General features: G+C 71.0%; 27 protein-coding genes, 2 pseudogenes and 1 riboswitch. Of the genes and pseudogenes, 14 read left to right on the top strand and 15 right to left on the bottom strand.

Going from position 1 to position 24880, the window contains the following annotated elements; genetic code table 11:
* From kdpB to ACFVX6_RS07190, 4 genes are read right to left on the bottom strand one after another with little or no spacing between them, the layout of a single operon-like run.
* Entirely contained in the window at positions 1 to 2100 is a 2100-nt protein-coding gene (gene kdpB / locus ACFVX6_RS07205; RefSeq protein ID WP_389688852.1) for a potassium-transporting ATPase subunit KdpB, read from the bottom strand.
* On the bottom strand, positions 2097 to 3776 hold the full coding sequence (kdpA, locus tag ACFVX6_RS07200) for a potassium-transporting ATPase subunit KdpA (protein WP_389688850.1): 1680 nt from the start codon (positions 3774 to 3776) through the stop codon (positions 2097 to 2099). The genes kdpB and kdpA overlap by 4 nt, the downstream gene beginning before the upstream one ends.
* A gap of 5 nt (positions 3777 to 3781) precedes the next feature.
* On the bottom strand, positions 3782 to 3871 hold the full coding sequence (gene kdpF, locus ACFVX6_RS07195; protein ID WP_215024204.1) for a K(+)-transporting ATPase subunit F: 90 nt from the start codon (positions 3869 to 3871) through the stop codon (positions 3782 to 3784).
* Positions 3868 to 4047 carry a hypothetical protein gene (locus ACFVX6_RS07190; RefSeq protein WP_389688847.1) on the bottom strand — a complete coding sequence of 60 codons (180 nt, stop codon included), beginning with the start codon at positions 4045 to 4047 and terminating at the stop codon, positions 3868 to 3870. Before ACFVX6_RS07190 ends, kdpF begins: the two co-directional genes overlap by 4 nt.
* Before the next feature lie 143 nt (positions 4048 to 4190).
* On the opposite strand from ACFVX6_RS07190, the gene ACFVX6_RS07185 reads away from it, so the two are divergent.
* The 3 genes from ACFVX6_RS07185 to pucL all read left to right on the top strand — a co-directional run bounded on the left by ACFVX6_RS07185 (position 4191) and on the right by pucL (position 7572).
* Positions 4191 to 4955: an SDR family NAD(P)-dependent oxidoreductase gene (locus ACFVX6_RS07185; RefSeq protein WP_389688845.1), complete on the top strand. Its 765-nt coding sequence runs from the start codon at positions 4191 to 4193 to the stop codon at positions 4953 to 4955.
* Between the two features lie 64 nt (positions 4956 to 5019).
* Complete coding sequence (locus tag ACFVX6_RS07180; RefSeq protein ID WP_389688843.1) at positions 5020 to 6399, top strand: aspartate aminotransferase family protein; 1380 nt, start codon at positions 5020 to 5022, stop codon at positions 6397 to 6399.
* Between the two features lie 255 nt (positions 6400 to 6654).
* Complete coding sequence (gene pucL / locus ACFVX6_RS07175; protein WP_389688841.1) at positions 6655 to 7572, top strand: factor-independent urate hydroxylase; 918 nt, start codon at positions 6655 to 6657, stop codon at positions 7570 to 7572.
* 91 nt (positions 7573 to 7663) lie between these two features.
* Here pucL and ACFVX6_RS07170 read toward each other — a convergent pair whose 3' ends face one another.
* Positions 7664 to 8122, bottom strand: coding sequence for a histidine phosphatase family protein (locus ACFVX6_RS07170; protein WP_389688839.1), 459 nt, complete (start codon positions 8120 to 8122; stop codon positions 7664 to 7666).
* A gap of 121 nt (positions 8123 to 8243) precedes the next feature.
* On the opposite strand from ACFVX6_RS07170, the gene ACFVX6_RS07165 reads away from it, so the two are divergent.
* The 5 genes from ACFVX6_RS07165 (at position 8244) to ACFVX6_RS07145 (ending at position 12753) form a co-directional block, all read left to right on the top strand.
* Positions 8244 to 9530: a phytase gene (locus ACFVX6_RS07165; protein ID WP_389688837.1), complete on the top strand. Its 1287-nt coding sequence runs from the start codon at positions 8244 to 8246 to the stop codon at positions 9528 to 9530.
* Between the two features lie 50 nt (positions 9531 to 9580).
* Positions 9581 to 9717, top strand: a riboswitch (cobalamin riboswitch).
* A 38-nt stretch (positions 9718 to 9755) separates the two neighbouring features.
* Complete coding sequence (locus tag ACFVX6_RS07160) at positions 9756 to 9974, top strand: CbtB-domain containing protein (protein ID WP_389688835.1); 219 nt, start codon at positions 9756 to 9758, stop codon at positions 9972 to 9974.
* 30 nt (positions 9975 to 10004) lie between these two features.
* On the top strand, positions 10005 to 10757 hold the full coding sequence (locus tag ACFVX6_RS07155; protein WP_389688833.1) for a CbtA family protein: 753 nt from the start codon (positions 10005 to 10007) through the stop codon (positions 10755 to 10757).
* 115 nt (positions 10758 to 10872) lie between these two features.
* Complete coding sequence (locus ACFVX6_RS07150; RefSeq protein ID WP_389688831.1) at positions 10873 to 11142, top strand: hypothetical protein; 270 nt, start codon at positions 10873 to 10875, stop codon at positions 11140 to 11142.
* Between the two features lie 87 nt (positions 11143 to 11229).
* Positions 11230 to 12753 carry an alpha/beta hydrolase gene (locus ACFVX6_RS07145; RefSeq protein ID WP_389688829.1) on the top strand — a complete coding sequence of 508 codons (1524 nt, stop codon included), beginning with the start codon at positions 11230 to 11232 and terminating at the stop codon, positions 12751 to 12753.
* Here the strand turns inward: ACFVX6_RS07145 and ACFVX6_RS07140 are convergent.
* Positions 12707 to 13345: a TetR/AcrR family transcriptional regulator gene (locus tag ACFVX6_RS07140; protein ID WP_389688827.1), complete on the bottom strand. Its 639-nt coding sequence runs from the start codon at positions 13343 to 13345 to the stop codon at positions 12707 to 12709. The genes ACFVX6_RS07145 and ACFVX6_RS07140 overlap by 47 nt on opposite strands.
* Before the next feature lie 152 nt (positions 13346 to 13497).
* Between ACFVX6_RS07140 and ACFVX6_RS07135 the strand changes: the two genes are divergently transcribed.
* Complete coding sequence (locus tag ACFVX6_RS07135) at positions 13498 to 14427, top strand: alpha/beta fold hydrolase (protein WP_389688825.1); 930 nt, start codon at positions 13498 to 13500, stop codon at positions 14425 to 14427.
* A gap of 30 nt (positions 14428 to 14457) precedes the next feature.
* Here the strand turns inward: ACFVX6_RS07135 and ACFVX6_RS07130 are convergent, their stop codons facing one another.
* Entirely contained in the window at positions 14458 to 15444 is a 987-nt protein-coding gene (locus ACFVX6_RS07130) for a GlxA family transcriptional regulator (RefSeq protein WP_389689003.1), read from the bottom strand.
* A 214-nt stretch (positions 15445 to 15658) separates the two neighbouring features.
* Here ACFVX6_RS07130 and ACFVX6_RS07125 point away from each other — a divergent pair, with 214 nt between their 5' ends.
* From ACFVX6_RS07125 to ACFVX6_RS07105, 5 genes and pseudogenes are all read left to right on the top strand, one after another.
* Complete coding sequence (locus tag ACFVX6_RS07125; protein WP_389688823.1) at positions 15659 to 16306, top strand: TetR/AcrR family transcriptional regulator; 648 nt, start codon at positions 15659 to 15661, stop codon at positions 16304 to 16306.
* Positions 16307 to 16417: 111 nt separating this feature from the next.
* The gene (locus ACFVX6_RS07120) at positions 16418 to 16813 is read left to right on the top strand and encodes a hypothetical protein (RefSeq protein WP_389688821.1); all 396 of its coding nucleotides are present in this window, start codon (positions 16418 to 16420) and stop codon (positions 16811 to 16813) included.
* Positions 16814 to 16855: 42 nt separating this feature from the next.
* A pseudogene (locus tag ACFVX6_RS07115) lies at positions 16856 to 17128 on the top strand (MBL fold metallo-hydrolase); the annotation flags it as partial.
* Positions 17129 to 17284: 156 nt separating this feature from the next.
* Entirely contained in the window at positions 17285 to 18514 is a 1230-nt protein-coding gene (locus ACFVX6_RS07110) for an NAD(P)/FAD-dependent oxidoreductase (protein ID WP_389688819.1), read from the top strand.
* 11 nt (positions 18515 to 18525) lie between these two features.
* Positions 18526 to 19482: pseudogene (locus tag ACFVX6_RS07105) on the top strand (sigma-70 family RNA polymerase sigma factor); the annotation flags it as partial.
* A 358-nt stretch (positions 19483 to 19840) separates the two neighbouring features.
* Here the strand turns inward: ACFVX6_RS07105 and ACFVX6_RS07100 are convergent.
* From ACFVX6_RS07100 to ACFVX6_RS07065, 8 genes are all read right to left on the bottom strand, one after another.
* Positions 19841 to 20497 (bottom strand): contact-dependent growth inhibition system immunity protein, encoded by a 657-nt coding sequence (locus tag ACFVX6_RS07100; RefSeq protein ID WP_389688817.1) that lies wholly within the window; start codon positions 20495 to 20497, stop codon positions 19841 to 19843.
* Between the two features lie 13 nt (positions 20498 to 20510).
* Positions 20511 to 20810, bottom strand: coding sequence for an RNase A-like domain-containing protein (locus tag ACFVX6_RS07095; protein WP_389688815.1), 300 nt, complete (start codon positions 20808 to 20810; stop codon positions 20511 to 20513).
* 48 nt (positions 20811 to 20858) lie between these two features.
* Positions 20859 to 21422, bottom strand: coding sequence for a hypothetical protein (locus ACFVX6_RS07090; protein WP_389688813.1), 564 nt, complete (start codon positions 21420 to 21422; stop codon positions 20859 to 20861).
* Between the two features lie 27 nt (positions 21423 to 21449).
* Positions 21450 to 23228 carry an RNase A-like domain-containing protein gene (locus tag ACFVX6_RS07085; protein ID WP_389688811.1) on the bottom strand — a complete coding sequence of 593 codons (1779 nt, stop codon included), beginning with the start codon at positions 23226 to 23228 and terminating at the stop codon, positions 21450 to 21452.
* Positions 23228 to 23533 (bottom strand): WXG100 family type VII secretion target, encoded by a 306-nt coding sequence (locus ACFVX6_RS07080; RefSeq protein ID WP_389688809.1) that lies wholly within the window; start codon positions 23531 to 23533, stop codon positions 23228 to 23230. Before ACFVX6_RS07080 ends, ACFVX6_RS07085 begins: the two co-directional genes overlap by 1 nt.
* Positions 23534 to 23552: 19 nt before the next feature.
* Positions 23553 to 23954 carry a WXG100 family type VII secretion target gene (locus tag ACFVX6_RS07075; protein WP_389688807.1) on the bottom strand — a complete coding sequence of 134 codons (402 nt, stop codon included), beginning with the start codon at positions 23952 to 23954 and terminating at the stop codon, positions 23553 to 23555.
* Between the two features lie 195 nt (positions 23955 to 24149).
* Positions 24150 to 24422, bottom strand: coding sequence for a hypothetical protein (locus ACFVX6_RS07070; protein WP_389688805.1), 273 nt, complete (start codon positions 24420 to 24422; stop codon positions 24150 to 24152).
* 45 nt (positions 24423 to 24467) lie between these two features.
* Positions 24468 to 24734: a hypothetical protein gene (locus ACFVX6_RS07065; RefSeq protein ID WP_389688803.1), complete on the bottom strand. Its 267-nt coding sequence runs from the start codon at positions 24732 to 24734 to the stop codon at positions 24468 to 24470.
* Positions 24735 to 24880 lie beyond the last annotated feature (146 nt).

The raw sequence follows: 24880 nt of genomic DNA, 5'->3' as shown, positions 1-24880 counted from the left end.
TCAGCGCAGGCCGGGGATGAGGGAGACGACCATGTCGATGAGCTTGATGCCGATGAACGGGGCGACCAGGCCGCCGAGTCCGTAGAGGGTGAGGTTGCGCCGGAGCATCTTGTCGGCGCTGGTGGGCCGGTACTGGACGCCCTTCAGGGCGAGCGGGACCAGGGCGATGATGACCAGGGCGTTGAAGATGACCGCGGAGAGGATCGCGGAGTCGGGGGAGTGCAGGCCCATGATGTTGAGCTTGTCCAGGCCCGGGTAGACCGCCGCGAACATGGCCGGGATGATCGCGAAGTACTTGGCGACGTCGTTGGCGATGGAGAAGGTGGTCAGCGCGCCCCGGGTGATCAGCAACTGCTTGCCGATCTCCACGATCTCGATGAGCTTGGTGGGGTTGGAGTCCAGGTCCACCATGTTCCCGGCCTCCTTGGCGGCCGAGGTGCCCGTGTTCATCGCGACGCCGACGTCGGCCTGAGCCAGAGCCGGGGCGTCGTTCGTACCGTCGCCCGTCATGGCGACGAGCTTGCCGCCGGCCTGCTCCCGCTTGATGAGGGCCATCTTGTCCTCGGGCGTCGCTTCCGCCAGGAAGTCGTCCACGCCCGCCTCTTCGGCGATGGCCTTGGCCGTCAGCGGGTTGTCGCCGGTGATCATGATGGTCTTGATGCCCATGCGCCGCAGCTCGTCGAAGCGTTCGCGCATGCCCTCCTTGACCACGTCCTTGAGGTGGATGACGCCGAGGATCCGCGCGCCCTTCTCGTCCTCCAGCGCGACGAGCAGCGGGGTGCCGCCGGCGCCGGAGATCTCGTCCACCTTGGCCCGGGCGTCCGGGGCGACCGTACCGCCCTGCTCGCCGACCCAGGCGATGATCGAACCGGCCGCGCCCTTGCGGACCTTGCGGCCGTCCACGTCGACGCCCGACATGCGGGTCTGCGCGGTGAAGGGGATCCATTCGGCCCCCACCAGTTCGCCCTGGTGGCGTTCGCGCAGGCCGTACTTCTCCTTCGCGAGGACCACGATCGAGCGGCCCTCGGGGGTCTCGTCGGCCAGCGAGGAGAGCTGGGCGGCATCGGCCAGCTCGGCGGCGAAAGCGCCGGTGACGGGGACGAACTCGGAGGCCTGGCGGTTGCCGAGGGTGATGGTGCCGGTCTTGTCGAGGAGCAGGGTCGAGACGTCGCCGGCGGCTTCCACCGCGCGCCCCGACATGGCCAGGACGTTGCGCTGGACCAGGCGGTCCATTCCCGCGATGCCGATGGCGGAGAGCAGGGCGCCGATGGTGGTCGGGATGAGGCAGACCAGCAGCGCGGTCAGCACGATCATCGACTGCTTGGCGTGCGCGTACATCGCGAACGGCTGGAGGGTGACGACGGCGAGCAGGAAGACGATGGTCAGCGAGGCGAGCAGGATGTTGAGCGCGATCTCGTTGGGAGTCTTCTGCCGGGCCGCGCCCTCGACCAGGTTGATCATGCGGTCGATGAAGGTCTCGCCGGGCTTCGTCGTGATCTTGATGACGATCCGGTCGGAGAGCACCTTGGTGCCGCCCGTCACGGCGGAGCGGTCGCCGCCCGACTCGCGGATGACCGGGGCCGATTCGCCGGTGATGGCGGATTCGTCGACCGAGGCGACGCCTTCGACGACGTCACCGTCACCGGGGATGATGTCGCCGGCCTCGCACACGACCAGGTCGCCGATACGGAGGTCCGTGCCGGGGACCTGTTCCTCGACGGCGCCGTTCAGGCGGCGGGCGACCGTGTCGGTCTTGGCCTTGCGCAGGGTGTCGGCCTGGGCCTTGCCGCGGCCCTCCGCCACCGCTTCGGCGAGGTTGGCGAAGACGGTGGTCAGCCACAGCCAGACGGTGATCGCCCAGCCGAAGAGGTTGCCCGGGTCGGAGATGGCCAGCGCGGTGGTCAGTACGGAGCCGATCAGCACCACGAACATGACCGGCGACTTGACCATCACCCGGGGGTCGAGCTTGCGCACCGCGTCCGGGAAGGACTTCAGCAGCTGCTTCGGGTCGAAGATGCCGCCGCCGATCTTGGCCTTCTCGGGCTTGTGACCGCTGGGCAGGTCCCCGTGCGGGGCTCGGGTGGGGGTGACGGTGCTCATGAGGCGAGCCCTTCGGCGAGCGGGCCCAGCGCCAGGGCCGGGAAGTAGGTGAGGCCCGTGACGATGACGATCGTGCCGACGAGCAGGAAGGTGAACAGCGGCTTCTCGGTGCGCAGGGTGCCCGCGGTGGCCGGGACCGGCTGCTGTTCGGCGAGCGAGCCGGCCAGGGCCAGGACGAAGACCATCGGCAGGAAGCGGCCGAGCAGCATGGCCAGACCGGTGGTCGTGTTGAACCACTGGGTGTTGGCGTTCAGGCCGGCGAAGGCGGAGCCGTTGTTGTTGCCGGCCGAGGTGTAGGCGTAGAGGACCTCGGAGAAGCCGTGCGCGCCGCCGTTGGACATCGAGTGTCCGGGGGTGGGCAGGGCCATCGCGAGGGCGGTGAAGCCGAGCACCACGGCCGGGGTGATGAGGATGTAGCAGGCCGCGAACTTGATCTGGCGGGTGCCGATCTTCTTGCCCAGGTACTCGGGGGTGCGACCGACCATCAGGCCGGCGATGAACACCGCGATGATCGCCATGATCAGCATGCCGTAGAGGCCGGAGCCGACGCCGCCGGGTGCGATCTCGCCGAGCTGCATGCCCAGCAACTGGATCCCGCCGCCCAGTCCCGTGTAGGAGGAGTGGAAGGAGTTGACCGCGCCGGTCGAGGTCAGCGTGGTGGCGACCGAGAAGATCGCGGAGGCGCCGATCCCGAAGCGGGCCTCCTTGCCCTCCATCGCACCGCCCGCGGCCTGGAGCGCCGGGCCGTGGTGGCCGAATTCGGTCCACATCATCAGGGCGGTGAAGCCGAGCCAGATGGTGACCATCGTGGCGAGGATCGCGTAGCCCTGGCGGACCGAGCCGATCATCCGGCCGAAGGTGCGGGTCAGCGCGAAGGGGATGAGCAGGATCAGGAAGATCTCGAAGAGGTTCGAGAAGGGGGTCGGGTTCTCGAAGGGGTGGGCGGAGTTGGCGTTGAAGTAGCCGCCGCCGTTGGTGCCCAGCTCCTTGATGGCCTCCTGCGAGGCGACGGCCCCGCCGTTCCACTGCTGCTTGGTCCCCAAGCTGTGCCCGTTCACAAACTGCCCGACTTCGTGGATGCCGGAGAAGTTCTGGATGACCCCGCAGGCCACCAGCACGACGGCGGCGATCACCGCCAGCGGGAGCAGGATGCGGACGGTGCCGCGCACCAGGTCCGACCAGAAGTTGCCGAGCTCGCCGGTGCGGGAGCGCGCGAAGCCCCGTACGAGGGCCACCGCGACGGCCATGCCCACGGCGGCGGAGAGGAAGTTCTGCACGGCCAGGCCGCCGGTCTGCACGAGCGGGCCCATGGCCTGCTCGCCGGAGTACGACTGCCAGTTCGTGTTCGACACGAAGGAGGCGGCCGTGTTGAAGGCCTGGTCCGGCTTGATGGAGACGAAGCCGAGCGAGCCGGGCAGGTGGCCCTGCAGGCGCTGGAGCAGGTAGAGGAAGAGGACGCTCACCGCCGAGAAGGCGAGGACCGAGCGCAGGTACGCCGGCCAGCGCATCTCGGCGTTCGGATTGGCGCCGACCGCCTTGTAGATCCACTTCTCGGGGGCGTAGTGCTTCTTCGAGGAGTAGACGCGGGCCATGTGATCGCCCAGGGGGCGATAGGCGAGGGCCAGGGCCGCGACGAGCGCGAGCAGCTGGAGCACCCCGGCGAGGACGGGACTCATCGGCGCTAGAACCTCTCCGGGAAGACGAGGGCGACGACGAGGTAACCCAACAGGGCGACGGCGACCAGCAGGCCGACAACGTTTTCGGCGTTCACAGCTTGGCCACCCCCTTGGCGACGAGGACCACCAGCGCGAAGACCGCGATCGTGGTGACGACGAAGGCCAGATCGGCCATCGTGAGCTCCCGGAGGGTTCGAGGGCGGGCGTTTTTCGGACACCTCTGAGTGGAACGCCTTTTCGGGTCCTCACAGGCTTCCTTGACGGGGCCCATACGCCCGTTGGCAGCGCCTTGACGGGTCCCTAACGCCGGTAGGTCAGATTCCGTATCCTGGAAATTCTTTTCCGGGATGTGGTATTCGCGTTATGCTCCCGGCGTCCGTACGCGGAAAGCCAGCCCCTGCCAGGAGGAATGCCATGTCCGAGAGTCGTGTCGAGAGCCGTGTCGCCCTGATCACCGGGTCCTCCTCCGGCATCGGCGCCGGCATCGCCCGCAGGCTGGCCGCGGCCGGCATCCGCGTGGTCCTGAACTCGGCGCGCAGCGAGGACGCGGGCAAGGCGCTCGCCGCCGAACTGCCCGACGCGGTCTACGTACGCGGCGACGTCGCGGACGCCGACGACGCGCGGCGGATCGTCCGGACGGCGATCGACACGTACGGACGGCTCGACATCCTGGTCAACAACGCGGGCATCACCCGGTTCATCCCCCTGGACGACCTGGAAGCGGCCGACGCCGAGGCCTGGCGCGAGATCTTCGAGGTCAACGTCGTCGGCACCTGGCAGATGATCACCGCTGCCACTCCCCACCTGCGGGAATCCGGCGCGAGCGGCTCCCCGGGCTCGATCATCAACATCTCCTCGGTCTCCGCGACGCGCGCGCTGGGCAGCTCGATCCCCTACGCCGTCAGCAAGTCCGCGGTCAACCACATGACCCGGCTGCTGGCCTCCCAGCTCGGACCCGCCGTCCGGGTGAACGCGATCGCACCCGGCCTGATCGACACCCCCTGGTACGAGGGCGAGGACCAGGTCTGGGAGAGCTCGCGGGAGTGGATCACGGAGAACACCCCGCTGCGCCGCGTGGGCACCCCCGAGGACGTGGCCGAGGCCGCGCTCTACCTGGTCGACGCCGCCTACACGACCGGCGACGTGCTCACCGTGGACGGCGGCCGGCACGTCGTCTGACGCGCCCCGCCCGCTCCCGGCCATCCCCACCGGATTCCACATCGTGGACAACTACCCTCGGAATATGAACGCAGAAGCCGACGCACGCGACGCCGCCGCACTGGCCGCCTCCACCAAGGCCACGGTGAAGGACAACGACCGCAGTCACGTCTTCCACTCCTGGTCGGCCCAAGAGCTCATCGACCCGCTCGCCGTGGCAGGCGCCGAGGGTTCCTACTTCTGGGACTACGACGGCAACCGCTTCCTCGACTTCTCCAGCGCCCTCGTCTACACGAACATCGGCTACCAGCACCCGAAGGTGGCCGCGGCCATCGCCGAGCAGGCCGGCAAGCTCTGCACCGTCGCCCCCGGCTTCGCCGTCGACGTGCGCTCCGAGGCAGCCCGGCTGATCGCCGAGCGCACCCCGGGCGACCTCGACAAGATCTTCTTCACCAACGCGGGCGCCGAGGCCGTGGAGAACGCCGTCCGCATGGCCCGGGTGCACACCGGCCGCCCCAAGGTGCTCTCCGCGTACCGCTCGTACCACGGCGCCACCTCCACCGCGATCAACCTCACCGGGGACGCGCGCCGCTTCGGCAACGACGCCGCCACCGCGGGCGTCGTGCACTTCTGGGGCCCCTTCGCCTACCGCTCGCCCTTCTACTCGGCCACCCCCGCCGAGGAGTGCGAGCGCGCGCTGCGCCACCTGGAAGACACCATCGTCTTCGAGGGCCCGCAGTCCATCGCCGCGATCATCCTGGAGACCGTCGGCGGCGCCCCCGGCGTGCTCGTGCACCCCGACGGCTACCTGGCCGGGGTCCGCGCGCTCTGCGACCGCTTCGGCATCGTCTTCATCCTCGACGAGATCATGGTCGGCTTCGGCCGCACGGGGAAGTGGTTCGCTTCCGAGCACTGGGACGTCACCCCCGACCTCATCTGCTTCGCCAAGGGTGTGACCAGCGGATACGTCCCCCTCGGCGGGGTCGCCATCTCGGCCGCCATTGCGGAGACCTTCGCCCGCCGCCCCTACCCGGGCGGGCTGACGTACTCCGGGCACGTGCTGGCCTGCGCCGCCGCCGTCGCGACGATCAACGTCATGGAGGAGGAGGGAACCGTCGAGCAGTCCGCCCGCACCGGCGCGGAGCTGCTCGGGCCGGGCCTCGCCGCCATCGCCGAACGCCACCCGTCCGTCGGGGAGGTCCGCGGGCTGGGCACGTTCTGGGCCCTGGAGCTCGTACGGAACAAGGAGACGCGCGAGCCGCTGGTCCCGTACAACGCCGCCGGCGCCGACAACGCGCCGATGGCCGAGTTCGGGGCGGCCCTGAAGAAGGCCGGTCTGTGGCCGCTGCTCGCCGGGAACCGCATCCACGTCGCGCCGCCCTGCAACGTGGAGGCCGAGGACGTGGAGAAGGGGCTGCGGATCATCGACGAGGCCCTGACGGTGGCCGACGCGCACACGGTCTGACCTGCACAGATCGTACGGTTGCCCAAGCCGTGGGTGCCTGTTCTCGGAGGATCCGCTCCCTTACGAACGGCATGTGGACGTGCTGGAATCAACAGGCACCTACGGACCGGGATGCACGTCAGTCCCGGGGCGGTCCACGCGGGGAATCGGCGTGACCGAACGGCGGGGGGCGGGCTGCGCGTCCGCCGGACGCCGGGCGTACGGGATCCAGACGACCGGACTCCGTGTTCCCGAGTACCCGAAGGAAGACAGCGCATGAGCAAGCACATCCTCGCCCAGAACCAGTACGGCAAGGCCGAGAACCGCATCGTCAAGGTCACCCGCAAGGGCGGCGACGGTTCCTGGCACGAGATCCGCGACCTCAACGTCTCCGTCGCGCTCCGCGGTGAGTTCCGCGACGTCCACCTCACCGGTGACAACGCCAACTGCCTGCCCACCGACACCACCAAGAACACGGTGTACGCCTTCTCCAAGGAGCACGGCGTCGCCTCCCCCGAGGCCTTCGGCATCCTGCTCGCCAAGCACTTCGTCTCCTCCCAGGCCCCGATCCGCGAGGCGCAGGTCCGCGTCGAGGAGTACGCCTGGGAGCGGATCCCGGTCCCGACGCGCAAGGAGCAGCACTCCTTCGCCCTCAAGGGCACCGAGGTGCGCACCGCGCAGATCACGTACAGCGAGACCACCGGTCTCCAGGTGATCTCGGGTCTGAAGGACCTGACCGTGATGAACTCGACCAACTCCGAGTTCCACGGCTTCATCAAGGACAAGTACACGACGCTGCAGGAGGCGTACGACCGCATCCTGGCGACCAAGGTCACCGCGCGCTGGGCGCACTCGGCGCTCGCCGCCGACGACGCCGAGTACGACTGGGACCAGTCGTACAAGAAGGTCCGCAAGAACATGCTGGAAGCCTTCGCGGAGACCTACTCGTACTCCCTGCAGCAGACCCTGAACCAGATGGCCGAGCGCGTGCTCGACAACTGCCCCAAGGTCAACGAGGTGCGCCTCAACCTCCCCAACAAGCACCACTTCCTCGTCGACCTGGAGCCCTTCGGCCTCAAGAACGACAACGAGGTCTACTTCGCGGCCGACCGCATGTACGGCCTCATCGAGGGCACCGTGCACCGCGACGGCGTGCAGCCGGTGATCGCGACGAGCGACTGGATCGTGGCCTGACGCCCGCTCCGCACCCAGGGTAGTTCGGCCCGGACCGCGTCGCGGGGTCCGGGCCGTTCCGCGTTCTCACCCGGAAGCCCCCGCCGCGTTCTCATTCGGGTGGCTCCGCCTGCCCCACGAGCAGGTTCCAGCGCCCGGAGCGCCCCGTCAGCGTCGTCACCGACCCCGGCCGTACGTCGAGCCGCCAGAAGGCAGCCGCGGGCAGCTCCAGGGCCCACACCACGGCCGCCCGCACGACGCCCTGCCCGGCCACCGCCCGGTGCGTCCCCGGCGCCAGCGCGCCCAGGTGCGCACCGACCCGCGCGATCAGCGCCTCCACCGACTCCCCGCCGCCCGGGGGCGCGTACGAGGTGTCGGTCATCCACCGCCGCAGCCCCTCGGGGTCCTCCGCGGCCACATCGTCCATGCTCCGCCCGGCCCAGGCGCCGTGATCCTGCCCGCGCAGCCCTTCGTGCCCGGGGCACGGATCCCCGTACGGGAAGCGGTGGGAGCGCGCCGCTTCGTCCAACGGGGGCGTCAGGAGCCGGACTCGTACGACGGTGGGGTGCACCGTGTGATTGTCCCGGGGTTTCGCATCGCGTTCAACCGTCGGCCACCTGCCGGGCGCGGACATGACCAGCAACCCGGGGAGCGTCTTCCCCTCAGGGCAAAACCCTTGTAAAGGAAGAACATTGACCATACGTTCGGCCGCCCGCGCCTCCGTACTCGTGCTCTGCACGACACTCGCGGCCTCCGTTGCGCTCCCGGCGCAAGCCTCCTCGATCGGCAGTGTCCGGCCCAAGGCCGAGACCGCGCCGCTGTACGACGACGAGGCCGACGGCGACGCCAACGCCGATGACCCGTCGATCTGGCGCAACGCCGCCGACCCGGGCCGCAGCCTGGTGATCGCGACCGCCAAGCAGGGCGGTCTGCGGGTCTACGACCTGGAGGCCCGGCAGGTGCAGTCGCTGTCCGCCCCGGCCGGACCCGGCGCCGACGACGCACCCGGCCGCTTCAACAACGTCGACCTGGTCAACGGCCTGCGCCTGGGCGGCGGGCGCGCCGATCTCGCGGTCGTCAGCGACCGGGGCAACGACCGGCTGCGGATCTACCGCATCGACCGGAACCGGCCCGGCGGCCCGCTCACCGACGTCACCGACCCGGGAGCCCGCCCGGTCTTCTCCGCCGACCAGGCCGAGATCAACGAGCAGAAGACCGCGTACGGCCTGGCCACCTGGACGGACCGCAAGACCGGCCGGTCCTACGCGCTGGTCAGCCAGCGCAACCGCACCCGGATCGCCCTGCTGGAGCTGCTGGCCACCCCCGCCGGCACGGTCGACTACCGCCAGGTGCGCACGCTCGACCTGCCGTCGTCCTTCCGCCTGCCGAACGGCGCTTCCTGGACGCCCTGCGCCGAGCCGGGCGAGCTGCCGCAGATCGAGGGCATGGTCGTCGATCCCGCGGACGGCACCCTGTACGCGGGGCAGGAGGACGTCGGGATCTGGCGCATCGATGCGGGCCTCACCGGCACGCCGAGGCTGATCGACAAGGTGCGCGAGTACGGAGTGCCCGGCACCTACGACGAGCAGACCGAGGAGTGCACGCCCGGCGCCGACCCCGGCTACGGCGGCAAGCGCCTGAAGGCCGACGTCGAGGGCCTGACCCTGGTCACCGAGGCTGACGGCGACGGCTACCTGCTCGCCTCCAGCCAGGGCGACGACACCTTCGTCGCCTACGACCGCGAGCGCGAGGACCACAACGAGTTCGAGGGCGCCTTCCGCATCACCGCGGCCTCCGCCACCCTCGACGGCTCCGAGGTCTGCGACGGCGCCGCAGCCCTCAACGCCCCCCTCGGCACGCGCTACCCCCGCGGCCTGCTCGTCGTCCAGGACGGCCGGGAAACCCCCGGCGACGGCGACCGCGAGGCGACCGGCTTCAAGTTCGTCGACCTGGGCGAGGTCGTCGACGCCATCGACTGACGGGACGAGCGATGAGACGGAGCCCTCCTGCAAGGACGCTGTAAGGCCGCCATAAAGAGCGGTACGGTGGCGGACGACAAGACGACGGTATGACGGAAGTCCGGTTGAGAATCCGGCACGGTCGCGCCACTGTGAATCCTCCCGGAGGGGGAGGAAAGTCAGACCCGCCACCGTCGTCGAAAGCACCACTGACCGGGACGCGTGTTCCCTCTGGAGGCTCCTGCCATGGCCAACTCCGCCGTGCCCACGACTGCCGCTCCCCTGGCCGTCGCACCCATCTCCCTCACCGCTCTGGCCCCTTGGGCGCTGTTCGTCGGTGTCCTGATGCTGGTCCTGCTCTACCTCGTCGGCGCCGAGCAGGGCGCCACCGCGATCTTCGAAGGCGACACCGTGCACGAGTGGATGCACGACGGCCGCCACCTCCTCGGCTTCCCCTGCCACTGATCCACCGATCCGCAAGGGACCGAAAACTTCATGAATCCCATTTCCCCCCGCGTGCTCCTCATCAGGGGCATGCTCGCCGGCCTGCTCGCCGGAGTCGCCGCGTTCCTCGTCGCGTACTTCCTCGGTGAATCCCAGGTCGACGCGGCGATCGCCATCGAGGAAGCCGGAGCCCACGACCACCACGGCGGCGAGGTCGCCCCGGTCAGCCGGGCCCTCCAGGCCACGGCCGGGCTGGGCACCGGAACCCTGCTCTACGGGATCGCGCTCGGCGGCATCGCCGCGCTCGTCTACTGCTACGCCCTGGGCCGGATCGGCCGCTTCGGCCCCCGGGCCACGGCGCTGCTTGTCTCCGGCGGTCTGTTCGTCACCGTCACCCTGGTGCCGTTCTTCAAGTACCCCGCCAACCCGCCGGCCGTCGGAGACCCCGAGACCACGGTGCAGCGGACCACCCTCTACGTCCTGATGCTCGCGCTCGGCCTGCTGCTCGCGGCGGCCGCGCTGATCCTGGGCCGGCGCCTGGCGCCGAGCCTGGGCAACTGGAACGCATCGATCGCCGCCTCGGTCGCCTTCGTGGTGGCCGTCGGCATCGCCTACGCGTTCCTGCCCGGCGTCAACGAGGTGCCGGCGGACTTCCCGGCGGCGCTCGTCTGGCAGTTCCGACTCGCCTCGCTCGCCATTCAGGCAGCGATGTGGGGCACTTTCGGCCTGGCTTTCGGATTTCTTGCCGAACGGGCCCTTGTCCCGGCCGGAACTCCCAAGGAGGCTGTACAGCCTGCGAGTTGACGTCTTGCGTGCAAGTGACTGAAAGGCTGGTGACGGCGCGGTGACGACGGCGATCCGAGAGCTCGGGGACCACCGAAGACCCAAAGACCGCCGGGAGGGGCCGAGCCGCCCGTACGTGCCGCAGCTGCCGACCCGGCAGCAGTGGCGGGACGTGCGGGAGTGGCGGGGCTGGACGGGCGCCGCCCCGTTCTGGCTCAACGCGGTGATCCTGCTGCTGACCCCCTTCACCGCCGTCACCCTGCTCGCGCAGATCGGCATCATCGCGGGCCTGACCGCCATGGGCGGCCTGGCCCGCCACCTCTGGTCGGGTGACTACGGCCATGCGGCCATCCACTCCGCCGCCGTGCTGATGGGCGCGGCGGCGGTGACGGTCGTGGTGGTCTGACGGGGGGCCGGCCGGGGGGCTAGCCCCCCGAACGGCCTTCCCGCCTACCGGATGTGGCGGCCGAGGATGCTCAACCATCCTCGTTCCATGGCCACTTACCGCAGCAAGACCGCACTCATCGCCCTCTGCGTCACGGCCGTGGCGGCCACGCTGACCAGTACTGCCGATGCCACAGCCACCGATGCCACAGCCGCCGCCGCCACCCGGGGCGCTGCGCCCACCCTGGCCTGGACGGCGTGCACCCACACGGGCCACCTCGACGGCCAGCAGTGCGCGAAGCTGTCCGTCCCCCTCGACTACGCCGACCCGGCCGGCCCGCACGTCGACCTCGCCGTGTCCCGGCTGCCCAGCACCCGCCCCGCCGCCCGGCGCGGGACGCTGGTCGCGGTCCCCGGCGGGCCGGGAGGCTCGGGCGTGCAGCGACTCTCACAGAAGGGGGCCGCGCTGGCGGGGCAGTTGGCCGGCGCGTACGACATCGTCGCGCTCGACCCGCGCGGTGTCGGCGGCAGCGTCACCGCCGAGTGCGGCCTGGACGCGGCCGACCGACGGCTGACGACCCTGCGGTCCTGGCCCGGCGCCGACGGAGGGATCGCGGAGAACGTCGACCGCTCCCGCCGGGTGGCCGAGGCCTGCGCCGCGAACGGCGGCGCGGAGCTGCGCAGTTTCACCACCGCCAACCAGGCGCGCGACACGGACCGCTTCCGGGAGGCCCTCGGCGAGCGCAAGCTCTCGGTCTGGGCCGTCTCCTACGGGACCTACGTGACCGCGGTGTACGCGCAGAAGTTCCCGCAGCGCACCGACCGCCTGGTGCTGGACAGCAGCGGGGACCCCGACCCGACGCGGGTCGCGCGCGGCTGGCTCGCGAACATGGCGCAGGGCGCCGACGACCGCTTCCCCGACTTCGCGGCCTGGGCGGCGGACCCGGCGCGGGCGGGGGAGGGGCTGCGGCTCGCCGAACACCCGGACGACGTACGCCCCTTGTTCCTGTCCCTCGCTGCGCAATTGGACCGTTCCCCGAAGCCCTCGAACGTACCCGGCCTGCCGCTGACCGGCACGATGCTGCGCCAGGCCCTGCAGACCGCCCTCTACGGCGACGCCCAGTTCCCCGCCTTCGCCCGCCTCGTGCGCGAGGCCCTGGACCCCGAGGCGGTCCCGGAGCTGCCCAAGGAGCTCGCCGCGGTGCTCCCCGACTCGGACGCGTCGCTGATGGTGGGGGTCATCTGCAACGACGTGGCCTGGCCGAAGAACGTCTCCGGGTACGAGCGGGCGGTGGCCGCGGACCGGGCGGCGCACCCGCTGACGGCCGGGATGCCGGCGAACATCACCCCGTGCGCCTTCTGGAAGGACGCCCCCGCCGAACGCCCCACCCGCATCACCGACCGGGGGCCCTCGAACATCCTGATGGTCCAGAACCTCCGTGACCCGGCGACCCCGTACGCCGCCTCCCTGAAGATGCGCGAAGCCCTCGGCTCGCGCGCCCGGCTGCTCACCGTCGACCACGGCGGCCACGGGGTCTACCTCGGCAACGGCAACGCCTGCTCCGACCGCACGGTCACCGCGTACCTCACGACGGGGGAGCGTCCCCCGCGGGACTCCGTGTGCCCGTCCTGAAGATCCGGTCCAGATGGTGGCGCAGCACCGCGACGGCCGACTCGGGGCCCCGCTGGCCGACCAGGATGCTGGTGCCCATGGTCGCCGCCATGGCGAGCAGGCTGATCGCCTCCGTGCGCGCGTCGACGTCCGGGTCGGCCAGGCCGGTTTCCTGGGCCCGGCCGATCAGCCCGGCCACCGCGTCCTCGGCGGCGTCGGGGTTGGCGATGAAGGGCTGGGCGGCGAGGGCCTCGTCGGTCACGGACAGGATCGAGTAGGAGCTGTAGAGGAGGTGGAAGGTGCGGCCCTCCTCGTCGGTCGGCAGGGAGGCCAGCAGCAGCGCCTCGATCGTCGCGCGCGGGCCGGGGTCGGGGCCGGCGGCGGCGAGGCGGGCGCCCACCCGCGCGGTGAAGCGGTCGGTCAGGTGCTGGAGCCCGTAGAAGAGCAGCTTCTCCTTGGTCTGGAAGTAGTACTGGACCAGGCGCAGGGAGACCCCCGCCTCGGCCGCCACGTCGCGCATGCCGACCGCGTGCAGCCCGCGCCGTCCGGCGACGCGGATGAGCGCCTCGGCGATCTGTGTGCGCCGTTCCTCGTGGTCCACGCGTTTCGGCATGTGCTGGTGTCTCCGCCCGTCGGTGCCCGTGGGTGACGATCCCGCGGCTCGTTTTCATGGTACCGCCGTATCAACATCATGGTACGGTCGTATCACGAAGAACGGATCCTCCAGGAGGTGCCCCCGTGCCCGAGACCCCTACGCCTGAGAGCGTGCCCCGCGTTCGCCGCGATGTCGGCCGCTACGTCAACGACACCTTGCGCGACCGCTACTTCGCCGCCGCCGACGTGCTCTTCGCGATGGGGGCGCCCCTCCGCTCCGAGACGGACGTCGAGACCAGCTTCGGCACCACGCACGTCTACCGGTACGGGCCCTCGGACCCCGCAGCCGAATTCCGTACGCCGATCGTCCTGATCCACGGCGCCGGCTACAGCTCCGCCATGTGGTACCCCAACACCCCCGGGCTCAGCCTCGACCGCCCCGTCTACGCCCTCGACACCCCCGGCGACGCCAACCGCAGCGTGCACCGCGAGCCCATGTGGCAGCCCGAGCGCGCCGCGCAGTGGATGGACGAAGCCCTCGACGCGCTCGGCCTCGACAAGGTCCATCTCGTCGGCTCCTCCTACGGCGGCTGGCTCGTCCTCAACCAGGCCCACCGTCGGCCCGATCGACTCGCCTCCGTCACCGCCCTCGACCCCGGCGGCCTGGAGAAGGTCGGCCTGCGCTTCTTCGCCTGGGTCTTCATCAGCCTGTTCGCCACCTTCGCCCCCAAGGCCCTGCGCCCCCGGCTCGCCAAGTGGCTGGATCAGCCGGTCATCGCCGTCCCCGAGATGCGCAAGTGGATCCAGCTCGGCGCCCGCGCGTACCGGATCCGCCGCCCCGCACCCCTGCCGCTGGCCGAGGACGCGCTGCGGTCCATCCGGACCCCGCTCTACGTGATCATGGGCAAGCACAGCCTGCTCGTGCACCCCAACCGGCAGCTGGAGCGCGTACCGAGGTTGGTGCCGGGCGCCCGCGCCGAGATCGTCTCCGCGACCGGGCACGGCCCGCAGATCGATCACCCGGACGTGGTCAACGCCCGGATGCTCAGCTTCATGGAGGACGTCGACTCCCTCGACCCGGCCGGGCGCAGGGCCGCGTAGCAGGGGCCGCGTAGCTGGGGCCGCCGCCGCTCAGGCGGCCCGGAAGCGGAGCCGGTACTCCGTCGGCGTGGTGCCGAGCGTGCGGCGGAATGCCCGTACGAGGGTGTCGGCGGTGCCGAACCCGCAGGTGGAGGCGATCCGTTCGAGCGTGGCATCGGTGGCTTCGAGCCGGCCCCGCGCCAGCTCCACGCGGGCCGACTCGACGTAGGCGGCCGGGGTCATGCCCAGCTCGGACTTGAAGATCCGGGCCAACTGCCGCTCGCTGACGTGCGCGTACGCGGCGATGTCGGCCAGGCTGAGCCGGTCGCCGAGGTGCCGCCCGATGAAGAGCCGCAGGTCCTCGCCGCGCCGCGTCGCGGAGACGGGCTCCAGCGGGATGCTGAACTGGCTCTGCCCGCTAGGCCGCTTCATGTACATCACGAGCTGCCGGGCCACGCGCAGGGCGACGCCCTCGCCGAAGTCCTCGGCCACCAGGGCGAGCGAGAGGTCCAGGCAGGCGCTGATCCCGGCGCCGGTCCACACCTCGCCCTGCCGGATGAAGATCGGGTCGGCGTCCACCTCGACCGCCGGGTGGTCGGTGGCGAGCTGCTCCGCGGTGGACCAGTGGGTGGTGGCCCGCTTGCCGTCGAGCAGTCCGGCCGCGGCCAGGAGGTGGGCCCCCACGCAGACGGACGCGACACGGCGCGCGTGCGCGGCGAGCGTCCGCACCCAGTCGACGACCTCCGGGTCGGTGAGGGCGCGGACGCGGCGCTCGGCGTCCAGCTCGACCGCGCCGGGCACCAGGAGCGTGTCGATGCTCCGCTTGGCGGCCTCGAGGAAGGTCAGGTCCGGCAGGATGCGCACCCCGGCCGAGGTGGTGACGGGGTCGAGCGTGCGCGCGGCCAGGACGACCCGGTAGCCGGCGGCGTCCTCCGTCTCCCGCGGGACCAGGGAGAACACCTCCGGAGGTCCGGTGACGTCCAGCAGGTCGACGCCCTCGAAGAGCACGATCACGATCAGCCGTGCGACGGGCCCCAGGGGCGCGCGATCCGCGGAATCGAGGTCCAGCCGGTGTCCATAGGTCTCCATGACGTCTCCGTGGGTGCTTCTCAGCCGGCGCTCACAAGCAGATGTCCGCAACGCTAACACGCATCGTTAGCGATGATTACGAAATGCTGTAATGCCCTGCACCTGACGGGCTCAGCCCCTGTCTCCCCAGGCCGCTCCTGTTAGCGCTGATACCATCGACGCCATGTCAACGGCCCGAGAGCGCATTCTGGAAGCCACCGCGGAGCTGCTCGCCACCAAGGACGCAGCGGCGATCTCCACCCGGGCCATCTGCGACCGGGCCAAGGTCGGCATGCCCGAGATCTACCGCCAGTTCGGTGACAAGGAGGGGCTGCTCACCGCGGTGGCCGACCTCGGCTTCGAGCGGTTCCTCGCCAACAAGCGCCGCAATCCGCAGACCGACGACCCGGTGGCGGACCTGCGCGCGGCCTGGGACAGCCACGTGGCGTTCGCGCTCGGCAACCCGCACCTCTACCGGCTGATGTTCACCCCGGCCGGAGCGGCCAAGCCGCAGGCGATCGGGGAGGCGCAGGCGCTGCTCCTGACGGCCGTCGGGCGGTGCCGCGACGCCGGCCGGCTGCGGACCACCCCGGCGCTGGCCGGCCAGTCGATCCTCTCGGCGAACGTGGGCGTCTGCCTGATGGCGCTGTCCTTCCCCGAGCTGTACGGGGGCCTGGACATCTCGCAGTCGGTACGTGACGCGGTGATCGGCAAGGTCACCGGCGACGAGCGGGAGGACACGAGGATCGGCGCCGCGACCGTCCTCGCCCAGGCCCTGGTCGACACCCTCACCGGAGCGGCGCCGGTGGACGAGGAACCGTCACCCGCCTGACCGGCGTCCTCCGACCCGGGCCCCGGCTCGACCCCGGACCCAAAAGAGCCTTGCAGCCCTGTCGGCGGTCGGCGATGATCTGGGCTTTCCATCGGTCGGGGGGCGTTGTCGGTGAGCGGTTGGATCTTCTTGGTCGCGTTGGTCGCGCTGGTGGTGTTCTGCGTCGCGCTCGGGATCTACTTCCACGCGAGCCCGCTGCTGAAGCGGGGCGTCCGGCACTCGGCCGTCTGCGTCAACGTGGGCCAGGTCGCGGGGGGCTCGATGATCCTGCTCGAGTACACCCCGGTGGGCGCCCCCGCACGCCAGTACACCGTGGGCCCGTTCGTCTTCCCGCCGGTCCGGATCGGGGGCCGGATGGACGTGATCTACGACCCCAAGCGCCCGCAGGAGGTGACCCTGCCGGACCGCCTGCCCCGCAGCACCCGCGGGCTGGTCATCACCAGCGCCGTGTCCGGCGCCGTGCTCGCGGCCTGCGTGCTGCGGATCGTGCTGGCCGTACAGGGCTGAGCGGCGCTACGCCGCCACCCGTCTGGTGGAGTGCCGCAAACCCTGTGGCGGCAGGCGCAGCTCGCCTCCAAACAGGGCCTCTACGAGGTCGCCGACGGCGTCTACCAGGTCCGGGGCCTGGACCTCTCGAACATGACCCTCGTCGAGGGCGACCGCGGGGTCATCGTCTTCGGCCCGCTCATATCCTCCGAGACGGCCGCCGCCGCGCTGGGTCTGTACCGCGAGCACCGGGGCGACCGCCCGGTCATCGGCCTGATCTACACCCACTCGCACGGCGACCACTTCGGCGGAGCCCGCCGCGTGCTCCCGCGCGGCGCCTGGGCATGACCACGTCCACCGGCACCATCACCCCACGGGGTGGTCGGGCGAGGTCGGCGGCCCGTGACCCACGTCACGTGGCGTTCCTGTCAGGAATCGCTTCGCTGCTCCGCTCAAGTCACCGAGAGCCCAGCGAACCGACAGGAGCACCCCATGAAGCACCGCATCCTCGTCCTCGGTGCCGGCTACGCCGGGGCCTACGTGGCCGGGAACCTGGCCCGCCGGCTGTCCCCGGCGGACACCGAGGTCACCGTGGTCAACGCCGAGCCGGACTTCGTCGAGCGGCTGCGGCTGCACCAGCTGGCGGCGGGCCAGGAGATCGAGACCCGGAAGCTCGCCGACGTCTTCGCGGGCACGGGCGTCCGGCTGCACCTGGCCCGCGTCACGGCCGTCGACCCCGAGCGCCGGGTCGTCACCGTGACCGCCCCGGACGGCGGCTCCGACGGCGGCTCCGATGGCGGCCCTGACGTCGGCGCCGACGAGCTCGGCTACGACACCCTGCTCTACGCGCTCGGCAGCCACGGTGACGACCGCGGTGTCCCCGGCGTGGCCGATCACGCCTTCGACGTCTCCGTCCGGCCCTCGGCGCTGCGCCTGCGCGAGCGCCTGGACGGCCTGCGGGAAGGCGGCACCGTCCTGGTCGTCGGCGACGGGCTGACCGGCATCGAGACCGCCACCGAGATCGCCGAATCCCGGCCCGGCCTGTCGGTGACCCTGGTCGCCCGCGGAGAGCTGGGTGACCGGCTGTCCGCCGGAGCCCGCAGCCACCTGCGCCGGGCCTGCGAGCGGCTGGGCATCACCGTCGTGGAACACACCGGCGTCGAAGCCGTCGAAGCGACCCGGGTCCTGTGCGCCGACGGCACCGCCCTGCCGTCCGATGCGACGGTGTGGACGGCCGGGTTCGCGGTCGCCCCCATCGCCGCCGCCGCCGGGCTGGAGGTCACCGCGAACGGCCGGATCGTCGTCGACCGCACCATGCGCTCGCTCTCGCACCCGAACGTCTACGCCGCCGGCGACAGCGTCCACACCCTCGGCGAAAACGGCCTGCCGCTGCCGATGTCCTGCGCTTCGGCCGGCTTCACCGCGATGCAGGCCATGAAGGCCATCATGGGGTCCCTGACCGGCGGCGGGACCGGACACGTCAAGCTGGTCTATCCGGGCAACCACATCAGCCTCGGCCGGCAGGACGGGATCCTGCAGCTGGTCGACCGCGCGGCGCAGGCGAAGCCGACGTACGCGGGCGGCCGGAAAGCCGCCCGGATCAAGGCGGGCATCCTCGCGATGTCGCTGTGGACCACCTCTCACCCGACCTTCTGCCTGCCCACGCGCCGGCGCCACCTCGCCTCAGTGCCGGATCGCTCCCTCCAGAAGGCGGCCGCGTAGCCGTCGGTAGGGTGACCCGCGTGGACAGCGCCGCCGCCGATCGTTTCTCGGCCGATCGTTTCGACACCGACCGGTTCGAGGCCTCCCGGAACCGGCTGGCCTCGCTGGCCTACCGCCTGCTGGGCTCCGCCGCCGACGCCCAAGACGCCGTGCAGGACGCCTTCTTGCACTGGCAGGCCGCCGACCGGCAGCAGATCAGGGTGCCGGAAGCGTGGCTGACCAAGGTCGTCACCAACCTGTGCCTCGACCGGCTCCGCTCGGCGCAGGCCCGCCGCGAACGCACCGCCGGTGCCTGGTTCCCCGAACTGCTCCTCGAGGGCGACCCGATGCTCGGCCCGGCCGACACCGTCGAGCAGCGCGAATCGGTCTCGCTGGCCGTGCTGACCGTCATGGAGCGCCTGTCACCCGTCGAGCGGGCCGTCTACATCCTGCGCGAAGCGTTCTCCTACGGTCACGCCGAGATCGCCGAGATCCTCGCCATCACCGAGTCCGCGAGCCAGCAGCACCTGCACCGCGCCCGGACCCGCATCGGCGCCACGCGCCGCCGCGGCGGCCACGAGGTCGACCCCGCCGCGGCGCGCAGGATCGTAGAGGAGTTCCTGACCGCCGCCACGTCCGGCCGCACCGAACGGCTCGTGGCCCTGCTCACCGACGACGTGATCGCGCTCTCCGACGGCGCGGGCCTTGCCGAGAAGCTGCTGCGGTACGACACTCCGCGGCGCGTCGCCGCCGTCCTGCGGGGCGGTTTCAAGTCCACCCCCGCGAAGCAGCGGCTCGCCGGCGGTGCGCTCGCCCTCCACTACGCGGTCGTCAACGGCGCCCCCGCCGTCCTCTTCGTCCTCGGCGACCAGGTCCTGGGCGCCGTGGCGTTCGAGGTCACGGAGGACAAGATCGCAGCCGTACGCGGCATCGCCGCCCCGGCCCGCCTCATTCGGCTCGCCGGAGCCTGGCGCCAGCACGAACCGGACGCGGGGGGCGGGACAGCCTTGGGAAGAGGGCCCGGGGGACTTCCCCGGGGGGGGCGACGGGGGGGGGGTGGACGAGGGGGGGTGGCCGGGGCCGACGCCCACTTGCGGGACCGCGCCACGCGGGCCGAGCCTCTCGGCGAGCGGTCGCGCCTCCCCCTCGGTTCCGCCCCGGGCCCGGGGGCTCTCCCGTCGGGGCTCTCCCGTCGGGGCTCTGCCGTCGGGGCTCTGCCGTCGGGGTTCAGCGCCGGCGAACCGCCACCCAGCGCGGACGGCAGGACACCCGCGGCGGCGGAGATCCGGACGACTTCGCCGAGCGCGGCCGGCCGGTACGAGCCGCCTTCGCGGCGCCCGATCCGGATCAGACTCCGCCCAGTGTGCTCACGAGCGACCGGAACCAGGCGCCGTGCGAGAACGGCTCGGGCGGGCCCACCTCCATGCCGAGTTCGGCAGCGGCCAAGGCGTAGTCCCCCTCGTCGAGGGGGAGGGCGAGCAACTCACCCAGTTCGCCCACGAGGCGCGCGACCAGTTGGGGGTGGGTGGTGGCGGCGTAGTCGGCGACGGCGGCGTCGTGATCGGAGAACTCGTCGACGATGTCCTGCGAGAACCAGCCCCCGAGCAGCTGCGCGGTCTCCGGGAAGCGCGCGTGCCACTCCCAGTGCGTCTGCGGGGACGACGGTTCCGGTACGCCGCCCTCCTCGATGCTCTGCTTCAGGTGGTCGGCCAGCACCATCAGCCAGTCGCCGATCTCCGACTGGGGCATCCCGGTGTCCGGGATCGCGTAGAACTCGCCCAGACCCTGGCGGATCCGTCCCGGAGGGTTGCGGCTGTACTCGCGCAGCTGGCGCTCCGCCTCAGCGATGGCCGAGGGGCGGGTGTGCCAGGTGTGGCGGAGGTACGCCTCCAGCGCGCGGCTGCGCCGCTCCGGTGTGTCGTCGGCGGGCTGCCCCAGGTACGCACGCATGACCTGGTCCAACTCGCCGTACCGGCGGTCGTGTTCGAGGGGCTTCATGGACATGTGCGGGCAGCCCCTACAGGTAGAACGGGACGGTCGTGTGGACGACGAAGCCGTGCGGGCTCGACGGCTCGCGGCGCAGCACGACGCGCGCCGCCCGGACGTCGACGGGCCCGTGCCCGGCCAGCAGGTCGGCTTCCAGCTGCACCCTGCCGACGGGCTCCTCACGGGAGGGCCAGGCGGCCTCGACGGTGAGCCGGGCCCGGGTGCTCTGGGCGAGCCAGCGGTGGACGGCCTGCTCGTTGGCGGTCACCACCTGCTGGGTGGCCCACTGGGCGGTCTCGCGGTCGGGATAGGAGGCGGAACGGGTCAGCACGGGGGCATCCTCTCAAATCACCTGGTCAGGTGCTGCGCGCGTAGGGGATCAGTAGTCGGCGAAGGTCCAGAACAGGCCGAGTTCGGCGTCCGAGACGATGACGAGTCCGCAGTCCTCCGTGTAAACGCTCAGCGGGTTGTATCCCAGCCTGTCCAGCGTGAAGTCGAGGGTGCCGGGAGCGCTGCCCTGCTTGCTGACGTTGGTGTGATACGTCGCCCCGTCCCCGTAGCGGGCGAGGATCGTGCGCGCCATCGCCCGCAGTTCGTCGGGGGATTCGTCGAAGTACCGGAGGTTGGACAGGGTGCAGCCCTCCTCGGTGAGGGCCAGCAGCAGGTTCTCGGCGCTGTCCCGGTCGATCTCCTGGAGACGCGGCGCGACGTACTCCGGGGGGTGGACGGCGAAGGGGTGTACGGGGCGTCCCGAGGACTCCGGCTCCGGTGCCCCGTCGTCGATGCGGGCCCAGCCCCGGGGGTCCGGGACCCGGGCCATCACCGCGAGGACGTCGAGCGTCCAGTCCTCGTGGCGGCGCGGGCCGGTGGCGACGTACGCGTACGCGTCCCTGTACAGGTGGCGTACCGCGGCGTCCCAGGACGTCTGGTCGGCGGACGGCATGTGGTGCGGGCCTTTCTCGGCGGGGTGCTAGGGCTTGTAGGGCATCGACGTCATCACGGTGAAGGGAGGGGTGCGGCTGCTGTCGTACCTGATGCGGGTCTCGATGCCGTTCACCTCGTATCCCGTGGCGTTGATCCCTGCCTCCTTGTACCCGGACTGCGGGTCGTTCGGGTTCACCGGCTGCTTGAACACGCTGCGGCCGCTGGTTTCGCCGTCCGGCGCGGTCGAACGGAACTTCTCGACAGCTCCGTCGGCCGGCTGTGGCGGTCCCTTGATCCACGCCTCGATGCGGGCCTTGTTCTCGTTGAGGTTGTACTCGGTCAGTACCTCGGCCCGCTGGTAGTCCGGGAAGGAGGAGGAGCTGCCGATCCCCGGTCTGCCGTGCGGCCAGGTCGGTGGTGTGCGGGCGGTCGGGTCCTGCTGGTCGCGCAGGCGCTGCGCCAGCTGCTCGTCCGTCTTGCCGACGTGCTTGTCCAGCGAGTGGCCGTCCGCCGAGTACTCGTTGGCGCCGAGGTTCAGGTCGTAGTTCCCGTTCGAGTCGATCTTCAGCCAGATCTGCGAGTCCTTGAACTCTTCCAGGGACCGCATGCCGAAGCCGTGCGCCTGGGCCACGCCCGCTTCGAACTTGGGGGCGCTCAGGTACGCCTCGTCCAGCGGCGCCTTCAGCGCCTCCATGCGGGTGGTCAGGCCGGCCAGGATGCCGGTGTACGTGTCGACGATCCGGTTCAGCTTGGCCGTGTCGATGTTCAGGACGGTCTTGACGTCGAAGGAGAGGATCAGGCCCACCCCCTTGCCGAGGGCGGAGGTGACGGTGCCGAGGACGTCCTTGGGGTTCTTGGGCTTGGAGAGGTCTTCGGCGATCTCCTTGGCGGCCTTCAGCATGGCGCGCTCGAGCTCGTCATTGACGTCGCGGTTCAGGTCGACGGCGGCTTCCGCGTACTCGCGCAGGATGGTGGCCATGTTGTCGGCCGTGTCCTTCAGCACGGACAGCACGGGCTGGCTGTTGGTGGGGAAGCGGGGCGTGCCACGGCCGGAGTCGGTGGTGTGCGCCCACTGGTAGCCGTGCCGCTGCCGTCCCCATGACGTGCCGCCCCACAGGGCGCTGCAGAAGGTCCGCATGGCGGCTTCCCAATCGGCCTGCTGGTGGTTGGTGATGGTGCCGACGGACTGGGTGAGCTGGTCCGCCACCACTGTCGCCGTGACGGAGACGTCCATCCAGCTGTGGCACAGCGAGTTGAGGTAGTGCTGCTGCGGGAAGGGGTGGACGTCCGCCACCCTGCCGACCCGGAACACGTGCTTGCACAGCGGCTGGAGGAGGTCCCGGATGATCTCGGGGATGGCTTCCATCAGGCCGCGCAGCAGGTCGTCCCCGCCGTCGTCGTCACCCCACTTGATGTCGGGCAGCGGGTCGAAGTTCGGGGCCTTGTCGATGACCGTGGGTCGCGGGCGCTGCTCGGCCGTATTCCCCGGCTTGGGATGGGCCGCGGCGTCCGCCTTGGTGTAGGCGTTGGCCGTCTCGGTGAACCCGACGGCTACGCCGCCGACGCTGAGCACGGAACGGCCCCAGACCTCCAGCCAGCGGTCGCCGATCTTCTTGTACGCCTGGGCGAACCTCTGGGCCTCGGTGCCGGCGCCTCCGGCGTCGGGGTACTTGGCCAGCTCGTCCAGCAGCTTGTTGGCACCGCGCACCAGGAGGTCCTGCTGCGAGGCGACCCGTCCGGAGACCGACCAGAGGTCGCTCGGCTTGACGTCGATGGCGCCGCTACCGCCCGGCGAAGGCGTGGGTGAGGGCGAGGGGCCGGCCATCAGGCGCCGCCTCCCCAGCCCTCGAGCACGGACCTGTTGGCCGCGGCGTAGTTGAGGTGCCCCTTGACCACGACCTCGTGGAGCCAGGCCTGGGCGGCCTTGAGGTCGTCGGCGGAGCGGCTCCACTTGTCCAGCTCGTCGATGAAGGTCTCCCGCGCCTCGCCGTCCCAACCCACGACGGCTTTGGTCGCCCGCCCGTACAGCGTGTCGAGCTTCTCGTTGAGGACCCGGAGCATCTCCTCCAGGTCCCCCGAAAGGCGTTGCAGGGTCGCGAAGTCGACGGTGATCCGGTCTTCGTCGGGCATGGTGCTGATCCCCCGTGGTTCAGATGTCCAGAAGCCGGCTCGCCGGCCGGCCGGAGTCCGGCGAGGGCGCTTGGTCCGGCACGGTGAGCGCGCGGGCCGCGGCGGACACGTCCTCGCCCTCCTGCGACCGCCGGAACGAGGCCAGGACCTCGAGTTCCTGCTCGGTGAAGCCGTCGCGCGAGGCGCGCGTCGCCGCTTCCAGGAGGACCACCACCTTGCGGATGCGCACGGCATCCTCGGCGACCCCGCGGTGCAGCGCGCGGTACGCGGTGGCAGTGGGCCCCTGCCAGCCCGCGGCGATCCTGTCGACGACCCCGTCCATGCTGCGGATCTGCTGATCCAGATAGCGCTGCATCTCGTCGAGGTCGTCGGCCAGCCGGGTGAGCCCGTCCTCCGAGACGCCCAGATCGGCGTTCTGCATCCTGAGCCCCCGCCCGTCGCACCGTTCGTACGTCTGTACGCACGCACGAGCGTCCACTGTAGCGGCGGGTCTCATGTGACGAAGCCCGAGGTCGTTGACCTGGGGCTTCGGCTTCGTGGAGGGGCGGATGGCGGGCATCGAACGACACCGAGGCGCCGGCCCTCGTCACGTGCGCGAGGGGATTCAGCCGTCGATTCAGCCGTGCTCTTCCTCCTCGGTCTCCATGCGGCGGATTCCTTCGTGGGTGAGGGTGACCATCGCCGGGGTGTTGCCCGGCTCCCAGTCGACGGTGATCAGGCCTTCGCCCGCCAGGTAGGTACAGGCGGCGGCCAAGTCCTGCTCCGGTACGTGGAGTTCGTGCCGCAGCTGCGTCCCTGTGATGCCGAGGAGACGGTTGCCTTCGACGGCTTCGTACAGGACCCGGAGCACCTGGTCGCGGTAGGTCTTGCGTTCGCGCAGTGTGGCCATGACCGCGTCCTCTCGTGTGTGGGGTGGGCTTCGGGGCCGGGGCTCTCAGGTCTCGTCGGAGTGGGCGCCGCTGCCGACCAGGGTTCTGCTGGTGGCCATCCACGTGCGGGCGGGGACGGCGGGGGCTGCCGTGTCCACGGTGAGGTGGAGGCGGGTGGCGCCGTCGAGACCGGGGTAACTGCGCTGTTCGGCACCGGCGAAGCAGCCGCGGAGGGCTTCTGCGACCGCGCGGGCGGCTTCGGGCGTGTGCGCGATGATCCGGACCTCGGCGCTTGCGAGCGAGGGCAGTGTCTGGGTCTCGATGTACTTCACGTGGGTGTGTTCCTTCGTAGTGGGCGGAGGATTCGGCGGGCGGGCGCGGGGCGCCCCCCCCACCGCCCCCGGCATTTGGAATGTGTGTTACACACCCGTCGGCAAACCTGGGGGGGGCTCCACCACAGGTGGCCTACCGGTGACCC

Source organism: Streptomyces sp. NPDC058289 (genome assembly GCF_042880975.1).
In the GTDB taxonomy this organism is placed as follows: Bacteria; Actinomycetota; Actinomycetes; order Streptomycetales; family Streptomycetaceae; genus Streptomyces; species Streptomyces stoeckheimensis.
This window is presented reverse-complemented; position numbering and strand designations above follow the sequence as displayed.

What these genes read in the sequence shown, in the direction of transcription:
- kdpB (WP_389688852.1), bottom strand. Translation starts at nt 2,100, where the DNA reads ATGAGCACCGTCACCCCCACCCGAGCCCCGCACGGGGACCTGCCCAGC.
- kdpA (WP_389688850.1), bottom strand. Translation starts at nt 3,776, where the DNA reads ATGAGTCCCGTCCTCGCCGGGGTGCTCCAGCTGCTCGCGCTCGTCGCG.
- ACFVX6_RS07190 (WP_389688847.1), bottom strand. Translation starts at nt 4,047, where the DNA reads ATGGGCCCCGTCAAGGAAGCCTGTGAGGACCCGAAAAGGCGTTCCACT.
- ACFVX6_RS07185 (WP_389688845.1), top strand. Translation starts at nt 4,191, where the DNA reads ATGTCCGAGAGTCGTGTCGAGAGCCGTGTCGCCCTGATCACCGGGTCC.
- ACFVX6_RS07180 (WP_389688843.1), top strand. Translation starts at nt 5,020, where the DNA reads ATGAACGCAGAAGCCGACGCACGCGACGCCGCCGCACTGGCCGCCTCC.
- pucL (WP_389688841.1), top strand. Translation starts at nt 6,655, where the DNA reads ATGAGCAAGCACATCCTCGCCCAGAACCAGTACGGCAAGGCCGAGAAC.
- ACFVX6_RS07160 (WP_389688835.1), top strand. Translation starts at nt 9,756, where the DNA reads ATGGCCAACTCCGCCGTGCCCACGACTGCCGCTCCCCTGGCCGTCGCA.
- ACFVX6_RS07155 (WP_389688833.1), top strand. Translation starts at nt 10,005, where the DNA reads ATGAATCCCATTTCCCCCCGCGTGCTCCTCATCAGGGGCATGCTCGCC.
- ACFVX6_RS07145 (WP_389688829.1), top strand. Translation starts at nt 11,230, where the DNA reads ATGGCCACTTACCGCAGCAAGACCGCACTCATCGCCCTCTGCGTCACG.
- ACFVX6_RS07140 (WP_389688827.1), bottom strand. Translation starts at nt 13,345, where the DNA reads ATGCCGAAACGCGTGGACCACGAGGAACGGCGCACACAGATCGCCGAG.
- ACFVX6_RS07125 (WP_389688823.1), top strand. Translation starts at nt 15,659, where the DNA reads ATGTCAACGGCCCGAGAGCGCATTCTGGAAGCCACCGCGGAGCTGCTC.
- ACFVX6_RS07110 (WP_389688819.1), top strand. Translation starts at nt 17,285, where the DNA reads ATGAAGCACCGCATCCTCGTCCTCGGTGCCGGCTACGCCGGGGCCTAC.
- ACFVX6_RS07100 (WP_389688817.1), bottom strand. Translation starts at nt 20,497, where the DNA reads ATGTCCATGAAGCCCCTCGAACACGACCGCCGGTACGGCGAGTTGGAC.
- ACFVX6_RS07090 (WP_389688813.1), bottom strand. Translation starts at nt 21,422, where the DNA reads ATGCCGTCCGCCGACCAGACGTCCTGGGACGCCGCGGTACGCCACCTG.
- ACFVX6_RS07085 (WP_389688811.1), bottom strand. Translation starts at nt 23,228, where the DNA reads ATGGCCGGCCCCTCGCCCTCACCCACGCCTTCGCCGGGCGGTAGCGGC.
- ACFVX6_RS07080 (WP_389688809.1), bottom strand. Translation starts at nt 23,533, where the DNA reads ATGCCCGACGAAGACCGGATCACCGTCGACTTCGCGACCCTGCAACGC.
- ACFVX6_RS07075 (WP_389688807.1), bottom strand. Translation starts at nt 23,954, where the DNA reads ATGCAGAACGCCGATCTGGGCGTCTCGGAGGACGGGCTCACCCGGCTG.
- ACFVX6_RS07070 (WP_389688805.1), bottom strand. Translation starts at nt 24,422, where the DNA reads ATGGCCACACTGCGCGAACGCAAGACCTACCGCGACCAGGTGCTCCGG.